The sequence below is a fragment of the Roseovarius sp. MS2 genome (assembly GCF_051447875.1).
In the GTDB taxonomy this organism is placed as follows: Bacteria; Pseudomonadota; Alphaproteobacteria; order Rhodobacterales; family Rhodobacteraceae; genus Roseovarius; species Roseovarius mucosus_A.
In genome coordinates, this window is record NZ_JBKHVF010000001.1 from 1381295 (window position 1) to 1396108 (window position 14814).

The 14814-nt window shown below is 57.8% G+C and carries 18 protein-coding genes; 15 read left to right on the plus strand and 3 right to left on the minus strand.

Annotated elements, in window-relative coordinates:
- Positions 1-73: 73 nt before the first annotated feature.
- The 6 genes from ACLGGT_RS06820 (at position 74) to ACLGGT_RS06845 (ending at position 5006) form a co-directional block, all read left to right on the plus strand.
- The gene (locus ACLGGT_RS06820; protein WP_437195409.1) at positions 74-1051 is read left to right on the plus strand and encodes a Bug family tripartite tricarboxylate transporter substrate binding protein; all 978 of its coding nucleotides are present in this window, start codon (positions 74-76) and stop codon (positions 1049-1051) included.
- A 76-nt stretch (positions 1052-1127) separates the two neighbouring features.
- Positions 1128-1619: a tripartite tricarboxylate transporter TctB family protein gene (locus tag ACLGGT_RS06825; protein WP_008282779.1), complete on the plus strand. Its 492-nt coding sequence runs from the start codon at positions 1128-1130 to the stop codon at positions 1617-1619.
- Positions 1616-3106 carry a tripartite tricarboxylate transporter permease gene (locus ACLGGT_RS06830; RefSeq protein WP_437195410.1) on the plus strand — a complete coding sequence of 497 codons (1491 nt, stop codon included), beginning with the start codon at positions 1616-1618 and terminating at the stop codon, positions 3104-3106. Before ACLGGT_RS06825 ends, ACLGGT_RS06830 begins: the two co-directional genes overlap by 4 nt.
- Before the next feature lie 140 nt (positions 3107-3246).
- Positions 3247-3687: a YeeE/YedE family protein gene (locus ACLGGT_RS06835; protein WP_219434854.1), complete on the plus strand. Its 441-nt coding sequence runs from the start codon at positions 3247-3249 to the stop codon at positions 3685-3687.
- 3 nt (positions 3688-3690) lie between these two features.
- Positions 3691-4125 (plus strand): DUF6691 family protein, encoded by a 435-nt coding sequence (locus ACLGGT_RS06840; protein ID WP_081507225.1) that lies wholly within the window; start codon positions 3691-3693, stop codon positions 4123-4125.
- Complete coding sequence (locus tag ACLGGT_RS06845; RefSeq protein WP_008282783.1) at positions 4122-5006, plus strand: MBL fold metallo-hydrolase; 885 nt, start codon at positions 4122-4124, stop codon at positions 5004-5006. Before ACLGGT_RS06840 ends, ACLGGT_RS06845 begins: the two co-directional genes overlap by 4 nt.
- A gap of 165 nt (positions 5007-5171) precedes the next feature.
- Here the strand turns inward: ACLGGT_RS06845 and ACLGGT_RS06850 are convergent, their stop codons facing one another.
- The 3 genes from ACLGGT_RS06850 to ACLGGT_RS06860 form a co-directional block, all read right to left on the minus strand.
- Positions 5172-6218, minus strand: a complete 1047-nt coding sequence (locus ACLGGT_RS06850) for a YeeE/YedE family protein (protein WP_151977586.1) — start codon at positions 6216-6218, stop codon at positions 5172-5174.
- 42 nt (positions 6219-6260) lie between these two features.
- Complete coding sequence (locus ACLGGT_RS06855; protein ID WP_375554764.1) at positions 6261-6545, minus strand: ArsR/SmtB family transcription factor; 285 nt, start codon at positions 6543-6545, stop codon at positions 6261-6263.
- A 62-nt stretch (positions 6546-6607) separates the two neighbouring features.
- Positions 6608-6976, minus strand: a complete 369-nt coding sequence (locus tag ACLGGT_RS06860; RefSeq protein ID WP_437195411.1) for a hypothetical protein — start codon at positions 6974-6976, stop codon at positions 6608-6610.
- A gap of 79 nt (positions 6977-7055) precedes the next feature.
- On the opposite strand from ACLGGT_RS06860, the gene ACLGGT_RS06865 reads away from it, so the two are divergent.
- The 9 genes from ACLGGT_RS06865 (at position 7056) to ACLGGT_RS06905 (ending at position 14808) form a co-directional block, all read left to right on the plus strand.
- Entirely contained in the window at positions 7056-7793 is a 738-nt protein-coding gene (locus ACLGGT_RS06865; RefSeq protein WP_437195412.1) for a cytochrome c biogenesis CcdA family protein, read from the plus strand.
- Between the two features lie 15 nt (positions 7794-7808).
- Positions 7809-8387 carry a thioredoxin family protein gene (locus ACLGGT_RS06870; RefSeq protein ID WP_151977590.1) on the plus strand — a complete coding sequence of 193 codons (579 nt, stop codon included), beginning with the start codon at positions 7809-7811 and terminating at the stop codon, positions 8385-8387.
- Positions 8388-8494: 107 nt separating this feature from the next.
- Positions 8495-8965, plus strand: coding sequence for a sulfur oxidation c-type cytochrome SoxX (gene soxX / locus ACLGGT_RS06875; protein ID WP_037298674.1), 471 nt, complete (start codon positions 8495-8497; stop codon positions 8963-8965).
- Positions 8966-9005: 40 nt separating this feature from the next.
- Positions 9006-9422 (plus strand): thiosulfate oxidation carrier protein SoxY, encoded by a 417-nt coding sequence (soxY, locus tag ACLGGT_RS06880; RefSeq protein ID WP_008282790.1) that lies wholly within the window; start codon positions 9006-9008, stop codon positions 9420-9422.
- Between the two features lie 22 nt (positions 9423-9444).
- A complete protein-coding gene (gene soxZ / locus ACLGGT_RS06885) occupies positions 9445-9774 on the plus strand; it encodes a thiosulfate oxidation carrier complex protein SoxZ (RefSeq protein WP_008282791.1) in 330 nt (109 codons plus the stop codon).
- A 27-nt stretch (positions 9775-9801) separates the two neighbouring features.
- The gene (gene soxA / locus ACLGGT_RS06890) at positions 9802-10659 is read left to right on the plus strand and encodes a sulfur oxidation c-type cytochrome SoxA (protein ID WP_081507220.1); all 858 of its coding nucleotides are present in this window, start codon (positions 9802-9804) and stop codon (positions 10657-10659) included.
- Positions 10660-10758: 99 nt separating this feature from the next.
- Positions 10759-12456, plus strand: a complete 1698-nt coding sequence (gene soxB, locus ACLGGT_RS06895) for a thiosulfohydrolase SoxB (protein WP_437195413.1) — start codon at positions 10759-10761, stop codon at positions 12454-12456.
- Positions 12457-12482: 26 nt separating this feature from the next.
- Entirely contained in the window at positions 12483-13766 is a 1284-nt protein-coding gene (gene soxC / locus ACLGGT_RS06900; RefSeq protein ID WP_008282794.1) for a sulfite dehydrogenase, read from the plus strand.
- Positions 13750-14808 (plus strand): c-type cytochrome, encoded by a 1059-nt coding sequence (locus ACLGGT_RS06905; RefSeq protein ID WP_437195414.1) that lies wholly within the window; start codon positions 13750-13752, stop codon positions 14806-14808. Before soxC ends, ACLGGT_RS06905 begins: the two co-directional genes overlap by 17 nt.
- Positions 14809-14814 lie beyond the last annotated feature (6 nt).

Sequence of the window (14814 nt, forward strand, 5' to 3'; positions counted from 1 at the left end):
ACACCTAAAGACGACGGCGTTGCAATCAGCGAACAAGCCTGCCGCCGACACGACAGAGGAGGAGGAGGAAAACATGAAGCTGAGACAGTTGGGCGCGGTGTGCGCTATGGGGCTTGGGCTGACGGCGACTGCCGCGTTGGCCGAATATCCCGAACGCCCCATCAACATGGTCATTCCCTATGGCGCAGGCGGCGCGACCGATATTTCGGCCCGCACCATCGCAGAGCCCTTGGGCACCGTGGTCGGCAAGCCGCTGGTCATGTCGAATATTACGGGGGCAGGGGGTGCCACCGGATCGGTTGCGGTGCAAAACGCCAAGGCAGACGGCTATACCATGCTTTTTGCCCGCGTCGGCTCGCACACGGTCAATCCGGCGATGAAGGCCACGCTGCCCTATACGCTCGATGATTTCCGCTTTGTGACGGTGTATGAAATCAACCCCGTCGCCTGTGCCGTGCGCCCTGATTCCGGCATCGAAACCATCGAGGATCTCATTGCTCTGACGGAATCCGAGGGCACCAGCTATAGCTCTTCTGGCGTCGGTTCGATGCTGCATCTCGCGGCGGTGATGGTGCTGGATGAATTCGGTGTCGAGAACCCGCTGGATAAGGCGATTCACATTCCCCAAGGCGGCGGTGGTGAGGCGGCCACGGCTGTTCTCAACGGCACTGTGACCTTTATCTGCACCAACACATCGGCGCTTGCCAATTTTGTGGCCAATGGGCAACTGAAGCCGATCCTCGTGACCACGGCCGAACCTGTCGAGGGGTTTGATGCGCCGACGGCTGTCGATCTGGGCAAGCCTGATCTGACACAGCTTGTGGGGTGGACCGGTATCGCTGGGCCGGATGACTTGCCAGACGAGGTTGCCGCAAAATGGGGTGAATGGATGGCCGCAGCAGCCGGAGACGCGAAATTCGTGGACCAGATGAGCGCGATGGGTTCGGTCATCAATGTTATGAGTCCCGAAGAAGCCAACGCTTTCATTCAGGCGCAGTATGAAACCTTTCGTGCGCTGGTCGACAAGCTCGGCATGCGGATCGAGGGCTAAAGCATAGCGCACGCATAGGTCGGGCACAGAGATGCCCGGCCTTTCAGTGCTAGCAAACTGATCGGGGAGGATCAGGGTGAACAAACGCGCAATTCAGGTGCAACTGGGCATTGGTGCCTGTGTGGCCTGTGTTTTTCTGATCCTCTATGCAATTCCCTATTGGATCTCTGCCCCGAGCAATATTCGCAACATCGTTCTGTCGCCCCGGTTTTGGCCCTACGCCATCGCCGGTCTGACAGGACTGGTTGGGCTGGGCATGCTTTTTGCTGGTCGCAAGGAAGATGTTGACGGCACGCCGGCCAATGACCCGATCGAAGACCCGCGCGCTGGGCTGATGCGGTTGGCGGGCATGGCAGTTTTGATGGCTGTCACCTTCTGGCTTTTGCCGCGCATCGGTATGGTCTGGGCGTCGATGCTGGCCTTTGCATCGCTCGCCTTTTTGGTGAAGACACGGCATCCGAAAACGGCGTTGATTTGCGCTGTGGCGGTGCCACTTCTGCTCTATGGGTTCTTCGCCCATGTCGCCGGTGTCGCGATCCCGCAGGGTGAATTTGTGAGGCTGCCATGAGCGTGATCGACAATTTAATGGCCGGCCTCGCATTGGTCGGAAATGTAGACGCGCTTGTGTCCTTGGCGATCGGGATCGTTATCGGGGTCATCGGTGGGGCGATTCCGGGGATTTCTGCGACTATGGCGGTGGCGCTCACCTTGCCCTTTACCTTTCCGATGCAGCCTATCAATGGCATCCTTTTGCTTTTGGGTGTTTACAAGGGCGGTATCTTTGGCGGTTCAATCCCTGCCATCCTGATCAAGACACCCGGCACGCCTGCATCTTCGGCCACGGTGCTCGACGGGCATCCGATGGCGGCACGTGGCGAAGCGGGGCGCGCGCTGGGCATGGCGCTTTGGGCATCCTGCACGGCAGACGTGATCTCGAACCTGGCCTTGATCCTTTTTGCGGGTTGGCTTGCGTCTTTTGCGCTCAGCTTTGGTCCGCCAGAGTTCTTTGCACTCATCCTCTTCTCGCTCACAATTATCGCAGGTGTGTCGGGCGAGAGCCTGTTGCGTGGCGCGCTCTCTGCGCTCTTGGGCCTGCTTTTGGCCACCATTGGGCTTGACCTCGTTTATGGCACCAATCGCTTTACCTTCGGCGATCCCAACCTCATGGGCGGTCTGAACTTTATCGCCGTGCTGATCGGTCTCTTCGCCATTCCAGAAGTCATCAACATGGTTTGGCACCCCACTGGCCATATGGGCAAGGTACAGACACTGGGCAGTAAATGGGTTACATTCGCCGAGTATCGGCGGTGTTTCCGCTCTATCGTGCGGGGCAGTTTTATCGGTGTGTTTCTCGGCGCGATCCCCGGTATCGGCGCGGCCCCTGCGGCCTTTCTCAGCTATTCAGAGGCGCGCCGCAAATCCCCCAACAAGGCCAATTTTGGAAAAGGCGAAATAGAGGGTGTCGCCGCCTCTGAGGCGGGCAACAATGGTGTCGCTGGCGCCACACTGATTCCGCTTCTGGCCTTGGGTGTGCCCGGCGATGTCATCACCGCCATCATCATCGGTGCCTTTATGGTGCATGGCTTGCAGCCGGGGCCCATGATGTTCGTGATGAACGTGGATATCATCTATGGCCTTTTCATCGGCCTCATCTTTTCCTCAGGCTTCCTTTTGATCGTCGGAGGTTTGGCAATTCGTGGGTTCAAACCCGTGGCCGACATCCCCAAGCGTATCCTGATGCCCATCGTCCTTGTGCTTTGCATCTACGGGGTCTTTGCGGTTAACAACAACATCTTCGATGTCGGCGTCATGTTCGTGATGGGTTGGGTTGGCTTTGTCTTGTCCCGGTACCACATACCCGCCGCTCCGTTCTTGATCGCCTTCATCCTTGGCCCGCTTCTCGAGGATAATTTCCGCAAAGCGATGCTGATGTCGGGCGGTTCGCCAGATGTGTTTTTGCGTGGGCCGATTACCTGGTTCTTCTGGACTTTGACCCTGATCGCGGTCGTGGCGATTGCACGCGGCACGCTTGACAAGGCACGAGACAAAGGCTGAGCGCGGAGTAAGGTGAAATTTTCGTGACCAGCTCCTTTGGGGCTGCGAAACCGTGACTTCCTTTATTATATTCAAAAAATCTTATATAATCGTCACAGGCACCCTGGCGGGTGTTTTGCCGTGACCAGAGAGGAAAAGAGATGACAGGCACCGAAACTGAATTTACCCCGCTAATGTCATTCGCGGGCGGTGTGTTGATCGGCTTGTCAGCCGTGTTGCTGATGTTTTTTCAAGGTCGGATCATGGGGGCCACTGGCATTCTGTCGGGATTGATTGCCGGCGGGGTGCCGGGCGATAAAATCTGGCGCGCGGCGATGGTTGTAGGCATGATCGCCGGACCGCTTTTGGTGCTGGGGCTGACCGGGCAGATGCCCGCAGTCGAGGTGCCGATTAGTTTGCCGATGATCTTGATTGGGGGCTTCATCGTGGGCATCGGCGTGACCTTTGGGTCTGGCTGCACCTCGGGTCATGGGGTTTGCGGCCTTGCGCGGCTTTCGCCTCGGTCATTCGTAGCCACGCTGACCTTTATGGTCGTGGCCTTTGCGACTGTCTATGTCCTGCGTCACGTGATTGGAGCCTGAGCCATGCGCATTCTGTCAGCCTTGTTTGTCGGTCTTGTTTTTGGCGTGGGAATTGCCATCTCTGGTATGATCAATCCGGCTAAGGTGCTCAACTTCTTTGACATCGCCGGGACATGGGACCCAAGCTTGATCTTTGTGATGGGTGGTGCGCTGCTTACCACCTTTGTCGGTTACCGCGTGGTGCTCGGACGCCCCAAGCCGATCCTCGAGCCAAAGTTCAAGCTGCCCACCAAGACGGTCATTGATACCCGTCTGATTGGGGGATCAGCGGTCTTTGGCCTTGGCTGGGGCATCGCCGGATTTTGCCCCGGCGCGGCTATTCCGGCGCTTGGCTCTGGCAAATACGAGGTGCTGGCCTTTGTAGCCGCGCTCTTGTCCGGGATCTGGGTGGCGAATATGATTCAAACGAAACAGTCAGACAAAAGGATAACGGCATGACCGACTATCCCGTGAACATGGGCGTCAAGCCAGAGGTCAAAGCATTCTTTGACGAGGCCACGAATACGATCAGCTATGTGGTTAAGGACCCCGAATCGCGCGCCTGTGCCGTGATTGATAGCGTGATGGATATCGACATGGCAGCAGGGCGGATCACCTATGCCCATGCCGATGCAATGATTGCCCATGTTATGGATCACGGCCTGACGCTTGAATGGATCATCGAGACCCATGTCCACGCCGATCATCTCTCGGCAGCGCCGTATATTCAGCAGAAGCTGGGCGGCAAGATTGGAATTGGTGAAAAGATTCTGGTGGTTCAAGACACTTTTGGCAAAATATTCAACGAAGGCACCGAGTTTCAGCGTGATGGCAGCCAGTTCGATGCTTTGTTCAAAGATGGTGATACCTATAAAGTAGGCCAAATGAACTGCCTTGCGATCCACACGCCCGGCCACACGCCCGCCTGCATGGTGCATGTGATGGGCGATGCCGCCTTTGTTGGCGACACGCTCTTCATGCCTGATGGTGGGTCTGCGCGGGCGGATTTCCCCGGCGGTGATGCGGGTGAGCTCTATGACAGCATCCAAAGGGTTCTACGCCTGCCCGACGACATGCGTCTTTTCATGTGCCACGACTACGGCCCAAACGGCCGCGATATTCAGTGGGAAACCACCGTCGGGGCGGAAAGGGCGCATAACATCCATGTAGGCGGCGGCAAGACCCGTGAAGACTTCGTGAAGTTCCGCACAGAGCGCGACGCACAGCTTGCCATGCCCCGGCTGATATTGCCGTCCTTGCAGGTCAACATGCGCGCGGGCGAATTGCCCCGTGATAGCGCGGGCAACCCGATGTTGAAGCTCCCTGTTAACCGTCTCTAAGCCAACGCCAAGGCAGGGCAGGGGGCGCTATGCTCGGATCATGCTTATCCCACAATCTCTGGCCTAGGCGCATCTTGCGAGGCTGTATGCCTCGATCCGTCCCTGTGGGGTATTTGGCACCAGCCGCGCCTTTCACTCTCGTGTGCCCTATTCCGTGGCGAGTGATTAGGCAAAGCCGGTGATGAGCTGGCGCAAGCCAATCGCCGCACCCACAAATATCGCGGCAAAGGTGATCGGCGCGCTAAAGGACAGCACCGAAAAGGCGGAAATCCCCTGCCCGACCGTGCAACCAAAGGCCAGCACTGCGCCAAAGCCCATGCAGACCGCGCCCAGCATCTGCCGCCGCAATTCCCTCGGGTCCTCACAGGCTTCCCACCGGAAATGGCCTTTGATCAGGCTGCCGCAAAACGCGCCGGCCAGCACGCCAAAGACCGACGCCACGCCAAAGCTGAGGCCACCACCGCTGGCGGTCATCAGAAAGATGATAGTCTCGCCGAGGGGCGCAGAGAATGTATGCGTTTGCACTGGCTGCGGCATGAATCCATGCGTGGCCACCCAAGAGGTGCCAAACCAGCCCGATGTGACCGCAATCCCAACCATCGCCCCCCAAAAGAGCGCCCGACGGTTCTGTAAAAAGTCGCGCGAGGCAAGCGCCGCTAGGCATATCAGCGCTGAAATCGCCAATCCGACCCAGATCATCGGGAGCCCAGTGAGCGCGCCCAGAATCTGCGCATAGGACTGGTTTTCAAACGCAGGGCTTGTCGCCTCTGTCGCCATGATCCGTAGCCGGGCAAAGGGGCCTGACATCATCACATAGGCTGAAATCCCCATCACGAGCACGATCACAAAGGCCCGCAGATCACCCCCGCCAAATCGCGCAAGCGCACCAAAGCCGCAGTTCCCAGCCAGCGACATACCATAGCCAAAGAGCAGCCCACCCAAAACACTGGCCAGCGGCGACCAAGGCGTGATCCAATAGGCATTGGCTGAAATGTCAAAGAGGCCCAGACCAGCCAGCCCAAAGGCCGTGATCCCCGCCACCCCAATCGCCAGCCCCCACATGCGCAGACGCGTATCGCTCTGCTGATAGAGCAGATCCTCAATCGCGCCCAAGGTGCAGAATCGTCCGATGCGCGCCGCAAGCCCAAGTATCATGCCGCCCGCAAAGCCGAATATCAGGATCATCAGGGGTTCAGAAATGCCACCGGGCATGATGCTCCTCCGTTTGACGCTGGCAAGGCCGCGGTGCGTGAATCACGGCTGCTTGCAAAACAGATCGTAGACAGTTTCGAGCATCTGTATCGCGCGCCGGTCTGTCAAACGGTAATAGATGGCTTTGCCTTCACGTCGTGGTGTAACCAGCCCTTCCAAGCGCAAGCGTGAGAGTTGTTGTGACACGGCCGCCTGTCGCGCCGAGAGCAGATCTTCAAGTTCGGTTACTGTCTTTTCACCGGTTGCGAGATGACAGAGGATCATCAACCGCCCCTCATGGCTGATTGCCTTGAGAAACTCTGCCGCCGTATGCGCCAGATCGAGCATCGCATCGACGCTTTCGTTCGACACATCCAGTTGCGGAGGAGGAGCACGGCGTAGCATCGGAATCACGGCGCTTTGGTTGCGCCGGGATGCGCATCCAAAAGCTGTGTCAGCAGAAACCAAAAGAATTCATCGCCCGCATAGCCCTCGATCCGGCCCAGTTCCTGACCGTCCTCGACCAGAACAAAAGTTGGGGTAAAAATGGGGCGACTGGAAAAGGCGATATCTTCGGGCAGCGCGTTGATCTGTACCCGACGCAAGGGCGCGCGTGTGCCCTCGATGGTTTTGGGATAGGCCGGGCCAATCTCGGCATTCCACCGCTCGCACCAATGGCAGCCATGCCGCTCGACCATGACCAGTTCTGCCGCCAAGAGCGGACCCATCAGGCCGAATGTCAGAAAAAGGCTGACGAGAAAGGTAGCAAGCATACGCATCGGTGTTCCGATTGACGGACAGACTAAAACATATGATAGTTTGAATATGTTTGCGGATCAACCCGTCTAAGGATTCCCCATGTTCGATGTCTCTCTGCTCAGCGCCTTTGTCGGGGGATTGATCGTCTTTTTCTCGCCCTGTGTGCTGCCCATCGTCCCATTTTACCTCAGCTACATGGCCGGAGCGTCGATGTCAGAGATCAGCGCCGAGGGCCGTCTTGCCCCGGGCGTGCGCCGCCGTGCCTTTGCCGCATCGGTAATGTTCTCGGCGGGAATCATCACTGTCTTTGTTTTGCTAGGGGCAGCCGCCTTTGGCCTCAGCCAGGCGTTCCGCGGCTTTCAGACCGAGTTTCGCCTCTTTGCTGCGCTCGTCGTGCTGATCCTCGGGCTGCATTTTTTGGGTGTGCTGCGCATCGGCTTTCTTAACCGGGTGTTTCAGATGGATGCGGGCGATACCCGGAACATGTCGGTGCTTGGCGCCTATGTGGTTGGCTTTGCCTTTGCCGCAGGTTGGACGCCATGTGTGGGCGGTGTGCTGACAGCCGTGGTTTTCACTGCAAGCACCGAGGCCACGGCGATGAAAGGGCTGGTGCTGCTCTTGGTGTTTGGTCTGGCCATGACCACGCCCTTCATGGTGGCCTCGCTTTTTATCGGGCCGTTTCTGCGCTTTGCTTCGAAATTCCGCCGCCACCTGCCCAAGGTCGAAAAGGCGATGGGGCTGCTACTGATCGTCTTCGCCGCACTCATTGCCACCGACAGCGTCAATTACATCGCCCAATGGATGCTGGAGACATTCCCAGCCTTCCAAAACATCTAATCGAGGAGGACCAAGATGAACCGAGTTTTGACCCTGCTGGCCGCCGTCCTGTTTTCTCTGCCGGTCGCTGCGGCGGAATTGGGCGATGATGGCCTGCACAAGACCGACTGGATGCGTGACACCTTCAAGGACCTGCGCGAGGATTTGGAGGATGCCAACGCCGAGGGCAAAAGGCTGATGGTGATGATCGAGCAGCGCGGCTGCATTTACTGCACCAAGATGCACGAAGAGGTGTTTCCCCGCCCCGAGATTGCCGATTTCATTCGCGAGAACTTCTTTGTCGTGCAGCTCAATCTGCATGGTGATCTGGAAGTGATCGATTTCGATGGCGAGTCGCTGAGCGAGAAACAGGCGGCGCGTAAATGGGGCCTGCTCTTTACGCCGTCGATTCTGTTCCTGCCAGAAGAGGTGGCAGAGGATCAGACAGCGGCACAGGCGGCGGTGGCAATGATGCCCGGCGCCTTTGGTCCGGGCACCACGTTGGATCTGCTCACTTGGGTGCAAGAAAAGCGCTATGCGCTTGATACTGAGGAAGATTTCCAACGCTATCATGCACGCCGCATCGCCGAACGGGAGGCTGAGAAATCGCAGTGAGAACACGCGCGGGAACACATTAAATTCAAGAATACGAATTTATTGTTGTGTGAGCGCGCGATTGTGTTCTATGATATACAAAAATCTGAATGTGTTAGGGAGGACGCATGAAACGATCAATTCTCACGGTGTCGCTGATATGCGCGACAATGAGCGCGTCAGCGGCCGAAGTTGCGCCGACGGATGTCAAGTTTACCGATGGGGCCATAACAGACTCATTAAGCGGCACGGTCGGTGACCCGGTGGCAGGCCGTGAGGTGTTGGCCAACCGAGCGTTGGGCAATTGCGTTGCCTGTCATCAGATCACCGAGATGAGTGACGTTCCGTTTCATGGTGAAATCGGGCCCATGCTGGATGGTACGGGTTCCCGGTGGAGCGAAGCCGAACTGCGTGGCATCGTGGCCAACGCCAAGATGATGTTCCCTGACTCGCTGATGCCGTCTTTCTATCGGACGGACGGGTATACGCGACCGGGCAACGCCTTTACCGGCGAAGCGGCTGACAGCACATTCGGCCCCCTCCTCACCGCACAGCAAGTTGAAGATGTGGTCGCTTATCTGGTGACCCTCAAAGAGTAATCGCGCCAGACAGCGTGACCAAGATCAGGAGTTTGAAAACATGACACTGACACGACGCAACGTGATGATCATGGGGGCAGGCGCCTTTGTCGCCTTTGGCTTGCCCATGCGCGCCACCGCAGCAGGCGAGGATCGCATCGCCGAATTCACCGGAGGTGCCGCTATTGCCGATAGCGGGATCACCTTGACCGCCCCCGAAATCGCCGAGAATGGCAATACCGTGCCGATCGAGGTTGCGGCCCCAGGTGCCGTTGAAATCCTTGTGCTGGCTATGGGCAACCCGACCCCCGGTGTTGCGACCTTCAAATTCGGCCCCTTGGCCGCATCGCAAACCGCATCCACGCGCATTCGTCTTGCAGGCACGCAGGACGTGGTGGCGATTGCCAAGATGAGCGACGGCTCTTTTGCCAAGGCATCGAGCAACGTCAAGGTTACAATCGGCGGCTGCGGCGGCTGAGGCATAGGTAGGAGAAACCAGAATGGCACAAGACGTCACACCCCGCGTCAAGGTTCCGAAATCCGCAGCCGCTGGCGAAGCGATTGCGATCAAGACCTTGATCAGCCACCCGATGGAATCCGGTCAGCGCAAGGATAAAGAAGGCAATATCATTCCGCGCTCTATCATCAATCGGTTCACCTGCGAGTTCAACGGACAGAGCATCGTCGACGTGACGATGGAACCCGCAATCTCGACCAACCCTTACATCGAATTCGCGGCCATCGTGCCCGAAGCCGGTGAATTCAAGTTCACTTGGTACGACGACGACGGCTCGGTTTACGAGGACATCAAGCCAATCGAGTTGAAGTAAGGGTCAATCGTCAAGGGAGGGACGAGAATGAAAAGAACAGGACGGATTACCGGTCTGATCGGCGCAACGGCGCTCTTGGCAGGGGCGGCCTTTGCCGAAGCTGTGGATGACACGCTGATCGTGAACGAAGAAATCGAGATTATCACCCGCACCGCAGCCCCTGCGCATCTTGCAGACAGTGTTGATGAAGTCTTGTCAGGGTGGCATTTCCGCGAAGCGGAAACCCGCGCCATGCAAGCCGATGATTTCGACAATCCCGGCATGATCTTTGTTGAGAATGCGATGACAGCGTGGGAAACCGCCGAAGGCACCGAAGGCAAATCTTGCGCAAGCTGTCATGGTGATGCCGCCGAGAGCATGAAGGGCGTACGCGCCGTCTATCCCAAGTGGAACGAGACCGCTGGCGAAGTGCGCACGCTTGAAATGCAGGTCAACGGCTGCCGGACCGAGCGTATGGGCGCAGAACAGTGGAAATACAGCGGGACCGAGATGATCAACATGACCGCGCTGCTCGCCTCTGTCTCGCGCGGATTGCCGGTTAACGTTGCAATTGATGGCCCGGCTCAGGCGACTTGGGAGCTGGGCAAGGAAATGTACTATACCCGTTACGGTCAGCTCGAACTGTCTTGCGCCAATTGTCACGAGCAGAATTATGGCAACATGATCCGGGCCGATCACCTGAGTCAGGGTCAGATCAACGCCTTCCCCGCCTACCGCCTCAAGGATGCTGCGTTGGTCGGCGTTCAAAACCGCTTCCGAGGCTGTATCCGCGACACGCGCGGCGAAACCTTTGCTGTTGGCAGCCCCGAGTTCATCGCGCTCGAGCTCTATGTCGCGTCGCGCGGCAACGGTCTGTCGGTCGAAGGCCCGTCGATCCGAAACTAACCGGAATACCCCGCCTGACTTTCAGTCGGCGGGGTTTTCTATATCCAAAAACATTCAAGAATCCGCATGTGATAAGTGCGGGAGTTGGAAAGGTCCACCATGATCTCGCGGCGTGATTTTCTTCAGACAAGCATGGCGGCGTCAGCCATTCTTGGGGCGTCTTCCTTTGGCAATTGGGCGAAACTGGCGGCTCAACAGGCGCTCACTCAGGACCAACTGTTGCAATTCGACACCTTTGGTAATGTCAGCCTGATCCACATCACCGACATTCACGCCCAACTCAAACCGATCTACTTCCGAGAGCCGTCGATCAATATCGGCGTGGGTGGAAACAAGGGGGCCGTGCCGCATGTTACAGGCGCAGACTTCCGCAAGCTCTATGGCATCGACGATGGCAGCGCCTCGCATTATGCCCTGTCCGCTGGCGATTTCAGCGCGCTTGCGCAGACCTATGGCAAGGTTGGCGGGCTGGACCGGATGGCGACGGTGATCAATGCCATTCGTGCCGACCGCCCTGATGCCATTCTACTCGATGGTGGCGACACATGGCATGGGTCATACACCTGCTACCACACAGCAGGCCAAGACATGGTCAATGTCATGAACGCGCTCAAGCCCGACGCGATGACCTTTCACTGGGAATTCACCCTTGGGTCCGCCCGCGTTCAGGAAATCGTCGAAAGCCTGCCCTTTGCTGCGCTTGGACAGAACATCTTTGACGCGGAATGGGACGAGCCGGTCGAGATCTTCCCACCCTACAAGTTCTTCGAGCGGGGCGGCGTCAAGATCGCCGTTATTGGTCAGGCCTTTCCTTATATGCCCATTGCCAACCCCGGCTGGATGTTCCCGGAATACAGCTTTGGTATCCGCGATGAGAATATGCAGGCCATGGTGGACGAGGTGCGCGGCCAAGGTGCTGAACTCGTAGTTTGCCTTAGCCACAATGGTTTTGACGTGGACAAGAAGATGGCAAGCCGTGTAACCGGCATCGACGTGATCCTGTCAGGCCACACCCATGACGCCCTGCCAGAGCCCGTTCTGGTTGGTGAGACGATCATCGTCGCCTCTGGTTCCAACGGCAAATTCGTGAGCCGCGTTGATCTTGATGTTCGCGATGGCCGGATGATGGGCTTTCGCCACAAGCTGATCCCGATCTTCTCGGATGTGATCGAGCCTGACAAAGAGGTGGCCGCCCTCATCGAGGAACAACGTGCGCCCTATCTCGATCAATTGACCGAGGTGATTGGCAAGACCGACAGCCTGCTCTACCGGCGCGGCAATTTCAACGGCACGTGGGATGATCTGATCTGTGACGCGCTTTTGTCCGAGCGTGAGGCCGATATCGCCATGTCCCCCGGTGTTCGCTGGGGGCCAAGCCTGATCCCCGGTCAGGACATCACCCGCGAGGATATCTTCAATGTCACCTCAATGACCTATGGCAAAGCCTATCGCTCTGAAATGACAGGCGAATTCATCAAGGTCATTCTCGAAGACGTGGCCGACAACATCTTTAACCCCGACCCCTATTACCAGCAGGGCGGCGATATGGTGCGCATCGGTGGCATGGGATACCGGATCGACATCAACCAGCCGCAGGGCAGCCGGATCAGCGATATGACCTTGCTCAAGACCGGCGAGGCGATTGATCCGGCGAAATCCTATGTCGTCGCCGGTTGGGCTTCGGTCAATGAAAACACCGAAGGCCCAGAAATCTGGGACGTGGTCGAAAATCACATTCGCAAACTCGGCACGGTCAGTGTCGCCCCCAATAACAGCGTCCAAGTGATTGGCGCGTAACGACTTGCTGAAAGGAGGCATTTGAGATGTCAGGGACATTCAAAGGCAAACCCACCTCCCGGCGCGCCTTTTTGCGCGGTGGCGTGGCAGCGGCGGCTGGGGCCGTCGCGGCGGGTGCGGCACAGGCCGCCACCCCAGATCCACTGATTACCGAAGTGCAGGATTGGGCTATCAGCCTTGGCGATGGGGTTGATGCCACCCCCTATGGCCTGCCCATTGAATATGAGGCGGACGTGGTGCGGCGCAATGTGCCGTGGCTCACCGCCGATCCGATCAGCTCGATCAATTTTACCCCCATTCACGCGCTCGACGGAACGATCACACCGCAGGGCTGCGCGTTCGAGCGGCACCATTCCGGCGCAATCGACCTCAAGAAAGAGGACTATCGCCTGATGATCAACGGCCTTGTTGATACGCCGCTGGTCTTTACCTACGAGGATCTTGAGCGTTTCCCACGCGAGAACCACGTTTACTTCTGCGAATGTGCGGCCAACACCGGCATGGAATGGGCGGGCGCACAACTGAACGGCGCACAGTTCACCCATGGCATGATCCACAACATGGAATACACCGGCGTCTCCCTGCGCACCTTGCTGGAAGAGGCCGGATTGGACGCGGCGGGTGATCTCAAGGATAAATGGGTTTATGTCGAGGGCGCGGATGCGTCTTCCAATGGCCGTTCGATCCCCATGGCCAAAGCGCTTGGCGACTGCCTTGTTGCGTTCAAGGCCAATGGCGAGGCGCTGCGCAAAGAACATGGATACCCCGTTCGCCTTGTCGTACCCGGTTGGGAAGGCAATATGTGGGTCAAGTGGTTGCGTCGCATCGAAGTGACCGACGCCGCTGTCGAAAGCCGCGAAGAAACCAGCAAATACACCGACACGCTCGAGGATGGCACAAGCCGCAAGTGGACTTGGGTGATGGATGCCAAATCGGTCATCACCTCGCCCAGTCCGCAATCGCCGATCAAGCATGGCAAAGGCCCGCTCGTGATCACTGGTCTTGCTTGGTCCGGTCATGGTGCGATCACGCGCGTGGACGTGTCCAAGGATGGTGGCAAGACCTGGGAAACTGCCCGTCTCGCCAAACCGGGCGAGGCCAAGGCGCTGACCCGTTTCTACCTCGACACAACATGGGACGGCGAAGAAATGCTGCTCCAGAGCCGTGCGATGGACGAGACCGGATATATCCAGCCGACCAAGGCGCAACTGCGCGAGGTGCGCGGTCTTAACTCGGTCTATCACAACAACTGTATTCAGACATGGTGGGTGCGGCCCAATGGGGAGGCAGAAAATGTCGAAGTTTCTTAAGTTTACGTTGGTCACAGGGTTTGCTCTCAGCGCCACGGCAACTGCTCTCTGGGCGGGTGAATACGGCCTAGGGCGGCCCGCCCTACCCGAAGAGATCGCGGCTTGGGATGTTAAGGTCATGCCAGACGGGCGCGGTCTTCCCGAAGGATCGGGCGACGTCTGGACCGGCGACGAGGTTTTTGGCGAGCATTGCGCGGTCTGCCATGGCGATTTCGCTGAAGGTATTGGCAACTGGCCCAAACTGGCTGGTGGTGCCGATACGCTTGACCGTGACGACCCGCTCAAGACGGTGGGCTCCTACTGGCCCTATCTCTCGACCGTGTTTGACTATGTCAACCGCTCCATGCCCTTTGGCAACGCGCAGAGCCTGACACCGGATGAGGTCTATGCCATCGTTGCCTATATCCTCTACTCCAACAACCTCGTGGAGGATGACTTTGAGCTGAGCCACGAGAATTTCTTGGATGTGGAATTGCCCAACGCGGGCGGCTTCATCGTCGATGACCGCGCCGAGACTGAATATGCGATCTGGCACGGCGATCCTTGCATGGAGAACTGCAAGGAAAGTGTCGAAATCACGATGCACGCCACCGTTCTGGATGTGACGCCAGACGAACAGTCCGTCCCAGACGAGGCGAGCGCAGCAGAGCCTGTCGACGTGGCCGAGGCCACCACGGAGCAGGAGGCGACCACGGCCGCTGCCGAGGTGGATGAAATTGATCCGGCCCTTATCGCTGCCGGCGAAAAGGTCTTCAAGAAATGTAGCGCTTGTCATCAGGTTGGCGAAGGTGCCAGCAACCGCGTTGGCCCGATGCTAAACGGGGTTATGGGGCGTGCGGCGGGGTCGGTGGAAGGGTTCAAATACTCTGACGTGCTGCAAACCATGGCGGCGGATGGCCTGATCTGGACAGATGAAACGCTGATCGCGTTTCTCGCCAATCCACGTGGCTTTATGAAAGGCACCAAAATGAGCTTTGCAGGCCTCAAAAAGGATGAGGACCTCACGGCAATTTCAGCTTATCTTTCAAGTTTCAGTAAGTAGACTGAG

Excerpts from the sequence above, each read along its gene's own strand:
- ACLGGT_RS06835 (WP_219434854.1), top strand. The coding sequence starts at position 3,247 with ATGACAGGCACCGAAACTGAATTTACCCCGCTAATGTCATTCGCGGGC.
- soxX (WP_037298674.1), top strand. The coding sequence starts at position 8,495 with ATGAAACGATCAATTCTCACGGTGTCGCTGATATGCGCGACAATGAGC.
- soxZ (WP_008282791.1), top strand. The coding sequence starts at position 9,445 with ATGGCACAAGACGTCACACCCCGCGTCAAGGTTCCGAAATCCGCAGCC.
- ACLGGT_RS06840 (WP_081507225.1), top strand. The coding sequence starts at position 3,691 with ATGCGCATTCTGTCAGCCTTGTTTGTCGGTCTTGTTTTTGGCGTGGGA.
- ACLGGT_RS06870 (WP_151977590.1), top strand. The coding sequence starts at position 7,809 with ATGAACCGAGTTTTGACCCTGCTGGCCGCCGTCCTGTTTTCTCTGCCG.
- ACLGGT_RS06855 (WP_375554764.1), bottom strand. The coding sequence starts at position 6,545 with ATGCTCGATCTGGCGCATACGGCGGCAGAGTTTCTCAAGGCAATCAGC.
- soxY (WP_008282790.1), top strand. The coding sequence starts at position 9,006 with ATGACACTGACACGACGCAACGTGATGATCATGGGGGCAGGCGCCTTT.
- ACLGGT_RS06905 (WP_437195414.1), top strand. The coding sequence starts at position 13,750 with ATGTCGAAGTTTCTTAAGTTTACGTTGGTCACAGGGTTTGCTCTCAGC.
- ACLGGT_RS06820 (WP_437195409.1), top strand. The coding sequence starts at position 74 with ATGAAGCTGAGACAGTTGGGCGCGGTGTGCGCTATGGGGCTTGGGCTG.
- ACLGGT_RS06830 (WP_437195410.1), top strand. The coding sequence starts at position 1,616 with ATGAGCGTGATCGACAATTTAATGGCCGGCCTCGCATTGGTCGGAAAT.
- ACLGGT_RS06865 (WP_437195412.1), top strand. The coding sequence starts at position 7,056 with ATGTTCGATGTCTCTCTGCTCAGCGCCTTTGTCGGGGGATTGATCGTC.
- soxA (WP_081507220.1), top strand. The coding sequence starts at position 9,802 with ATGAAAAGAACAGGACGGATTACCGGTCTGATCGGCGCAACGGCGCTC.
- ACLGGT_RS06845 (WP_008282783.1), top strand. The coding sequence starts at position 4,122 with ATGACCGACTATCCCGTGAACATGGGCGTCAAGCCAGAGGTCAAAGCA.
- soxC (WP_008282794.1), top strand. The coding sequence starts at position 12,483 with ATGTCAGGGACATTCAAAGGCAAACCCACCTCCCGGCGCGCCTTTTTG.
- ACLGGT_RS06860 (WP_437195411.1), bottom strand. The coding sequence starts at position 6,976 with ATGCGTATGCTTGCTACCTTTCTCGTCAGCCTTTTTCTGACATTCGGC.
- ACLGGT_RS06850 (WP_151977586.1), bottom strand. The coding sequence starts at position 6,218 with ATGCCCGGTGGCATTTCTGAACCCCTGATGATCCTGATATTCGGCTTT.
- soxB (WP_437195413.1), top strand. The coding sequence starts at position 10,759 with ATGATCTCGCGGCGTGATTTTCTTCAGACAAGCATGGCGGCGTCAGCC.